The sequence below is a fragment of the Promicromonospora sp. NPDC060204 genome, assembly GCF_042728455.1.
GTDB lineage: Bacteria > Actinomycetota > Actinomycetes > Actinomycetales > Cellulomonadaceae > Promicromonospora.
Genome location: NZ_JBHWZO010000407.1, coordinates 1 through 3,281, shown reverse-complemented (window position 1 = coordinate 3,281; position 3,281 = coordinate 1). Strand labels below are relative to the sequence as shown.

Annotated in this window: 3 protein-coding genes; all 3 read left to right on the top strand. The window is 72.7% G+C overall.

Going from position 1 to position 3,281, the window contains the following annotated elements; genetic code table 11:
• The coding region (gene zwf / locus ACFWEJ_RS28080) for a glucose-6-phosphate dehydrogenase (protein ID WP_377232452.1) at positions 1 to 1,540 on the top strand (1,540 nt) is incomplete at its 5' end.
• A complete protein-coding gene (gene opcA, locus ACFWEJ_RS28075; RefSeq protein WP_377232451.1) occupies positions 1,537 to 2,466 on the top strand; it encodes a glucose-6-phosphate dehydrogenase assembly protein OpcA in 930 nt (309 codons plus the stop codon). The genes zwf and opcA, both read left to right, overlap by 4 nt.
• The gene (gene pgl, locus ACFWEJ_RS28070) at positions 2,466 to 3,242 is read left to right on the top strand and encodes a 6-phosphogluconolactonase (RefSeq protein WP_377232450.1); all 777 of its coding nucleotides are present in this window, start codon (positions 2,466 to 2,468) and stop codon (positions 3,240 to 3,242) included. The genes opcA and pgl overlap by 1 nt, the downstream gene beginning before the upstream one ends.
• Positions 3,243 to 3,281 lie beyond the last annotated feature (39 nt).

The window sequence follows — 3,281 nt, the reverse complement described above, 5'->3', positions numbered from 1 at the left end:
GGGGGTCAACCCCCTGCGCGACCCTCTCGATCTGCGACTGCCCCGCATCGCGGGGCCCAGCGGGCTCGTGATCTTCGGCGTGACGGGTGACCTGTCGCGCAAGAAGCTCATGCCCGCCGTCTACGACCTCGCCAACCGCGGCCTCCTGCCGCCGGGCTTCGCCCTGACGGGCTTCGCGCGGCGCGACTGGGAGGACCAGGACTTCGCGCAGGTGGTGCACGACGCCGTCAAGGAGCACGCGCGGACTCCCTTCCGGGAGGCCACGTGGCGCCAGCTCGCCGAGGGCATCCGGTTCGTCCAGGGTTCCTTCGACGACGACGACGCGTTCGAGCGGCTGCGCGAGACCGTCGAGACGCTCGACAAGGAGCGCGGCACGGGCGGCAACCACGCGTTCTACCTGTCGGTGCCGCCGTCGGCGTTCCCCGTGGTCTGCGAGCAGCTCTCCAAGCACGGGCTGTCGCACCCGGACAAGGACGCGGACGGCGACGGCGTGCACGCCTGGCGGCGTGTGGTCATCGAGAAGCCGTTCGGGCACGACCTGGCCAGCGCCAAGGAGCTCGACGCGGTGGTCTCGAAGGTCTTCGACCCGGAGTCGGTGTTCCGCATCGACCACTACCTGGGCAAGGAGACCGTCCAGAACCTGCTGGCGCTGCGCTTCGCGAACACGATGTTCGAGCCCCTGTGGAACTCGAACTACGTGGACCACGTGCAGATCACGATGGCCGAGGACATCGGCATCGGCGGCCGTGCGGGCTACTACGACGGGATCGGCGCCGCGCGCGACGTCATCCAGAACCACCTGATCCAGCTCCTGGCCCTGGTGGCCATGGAGGAGCCCCGCAACTTCGACGCCGCCGAGCTGCGCGCCGAGAAGATCAAGGTGCTCTCGTCCGTGCGCCTGCCGCGTGACCTCGGCAAGCACACCGCCCGCGGGCAGTACGAGGCCGGCTGGCAGGGTGGCGAGGAGGTGCCGGGCTTCCTGGAGGAGGACGGCATCGCGAAGGACTCCACCACGGAGACCTTCGCCGCGATCCGGGTCGACGTCGACAACCGCCGCTGGGCGGGCGTCCCGTTCTACCTGCGGCACGGCAAGCGCCTGGGCCGCCGCGTCACCGAGGTGGCCGTGGTCTTCAAGAAGGCCCCGCACCTCCCGTTCGAGACGTCGCTGACGTCCGAGCTCGGCAACAACGCCCTGGTCATCCGCGTGCAGCCCGACGAGGGCGTCACCATGCGGTTCGGCGCCAAGGTGCCGGGCACGGCCATGCAGGTGCGCGACGTGACGATGGACTTCGGGTACGGGCACTCGTTCACCGAGTCCTCCCCCGAGGCCTACGAGCGGCTCATCCTCGACGTGCTGCTCGGCGACCCGCCGCTGTTCCCGACGCGTGAGGAGGTCGAGCTCTCCTGGAAGATCCTCGACCCGATCACGTCCTACTGGGCACGCAAGGGCCAGCCGGAGCCGTACGCGTCCGGCACCTGGGGTCCGCCGTCGGCCGACGCCATGATGGAGCGCGACGGCAGGACCTGGAGGCGACCGTGATCATCGACATGCCGGACACGACGACCAACGACCTCAACAAGCGCCTGGTGCGCCTGCGCGACGAGGGCGGTGCGGTGGCCCTGGGCCGCGTGCTGACCCTCGTGGTGCTGGCCGACGAGCGCGACGTCGAGGAGTCGGTCGAGGCCGCCAACGACGCGAGCCGTGAGCACCCGTGCCGGGTCATCGTCGTCGCCCCGGCGACGCGCGGTGCGGACGCCCGGCTCGACGCGCAGATCCGCGTGGGCGGTGACGCCGGCGCCTCCGAGGTGGTGGTGCTGCGCGCCTTCGGCCCGCTCCTGGAGCGGACCGACACGCTGGTGATGCCGCTCCTGCTGCCCGACGCGCCGATCGTGGCCTGGTGGCCGCGTGAGGCGCCCGCGGTGCCGTCGCAGGACCCGGTGGGCGCCATGGCGACCCGCCGGATCATCGACAGCACCACGGCCAAGCACCCGCAGGACATGCTCGGCAACCTCGCCGGGACGTACGCCCCCGGGGACACCGACCTCGCATGGGCGCGCGTCACCCTGTGGCGGGCGCTCATCGCGGCCGCCGTGGAGCAGCCGCCGTTCGAGCCCGTGCTGTCCGTGACGGTCGAGGGGCAGAAGCGGCACACGTCGCTCGACCTGCTCGCGGCCTGGCTCGGCGCCCGGCTGAACTGCCCGGCCGAGGTGGTGCGCACCGCCAGCGACGACGCGATCACCCGCGTGGTCCTGGAGCGCAAGAGCGGCCCCATCGTGCTCGACCGCCCGGACGGCCGCACCGTCACGATCACCCAGCCGGGCAAGCCCGCACGCCGGATCGCCCTGCCGATCCGCGCGCTCAACGAGGCCCTGATCGAGGAGCTGCGCCGGCTCGACCCGGACGAGGTCTTCGAGGAGGTCCTCACGCGGGGTCTGGGGCACGTCACCAACCGGACGGCGGCCTGATGCCCGAGTCGTCCGGGGTGCGGCTCGTCGTCGTGCACCCCGACAAGGAGGTGCTCGCGCAGGCGACCGCCGCGCGTCTGCTGACGCGCGTCCTGGACGTGCAGTCGGTCCGCTCTCCCGTGCACGTGGTGCTCACGGGCGGGACGGTCGGCATCGCGTCGCTCGCGGCCGTGGCCGCGAGCCCGCTCGTGCCGGCGATCGACTGGTCGAACGTGCACCTGTGGTGGGGCGACGAGCGGTTCCTGCCGGACGGCGACCCCGACCGCAACGAGACGCAGGCCCGGGAGGCCCTGCTCGACGGCCTCGTCGCCGAGCACGGGCTCCCCGAGGCCAACGTCCACCCGATGCCGGGGCCGACGTCGGTCGCCACGCCCGAGGAGGGCGCGGCGGCCTACGCGGCACTGCTGGCCGAGCACGCGCAGGGCGAGGCGGGCGGCGTCCCGGCGTTCGACGTCCTGCTGCTCGGCATGGGCCCGGACGGGCACGTCGCGTCCCTGTTCCCCGGCCACGAGGGACTGGACGCGCAGGGCACCACCACGGGCGTGCACGGCTCGCCCAAGCCTCCGCCGGAGCGGGTCTCGCTGACGTTCGACGCGATCCGGTCCGCCCGCGAGGTGTGGGTCGTGGCGGCGGGCGCCGAGAAGGCGGACCGCGTTGCGGCAGCCCTGGCCGGCGACCCGGTCACGGAGGTGCCCGCCGCGGGCGCCGTCGGGCAGGCACGGACGCTGTGGCTGCTGGACCTGGAGTCCGCGGGCGCGACGACGGCGACGTCGTAGCACGAGACGCACAGAAAGAGGTGGCCACCCGGTTCGAAC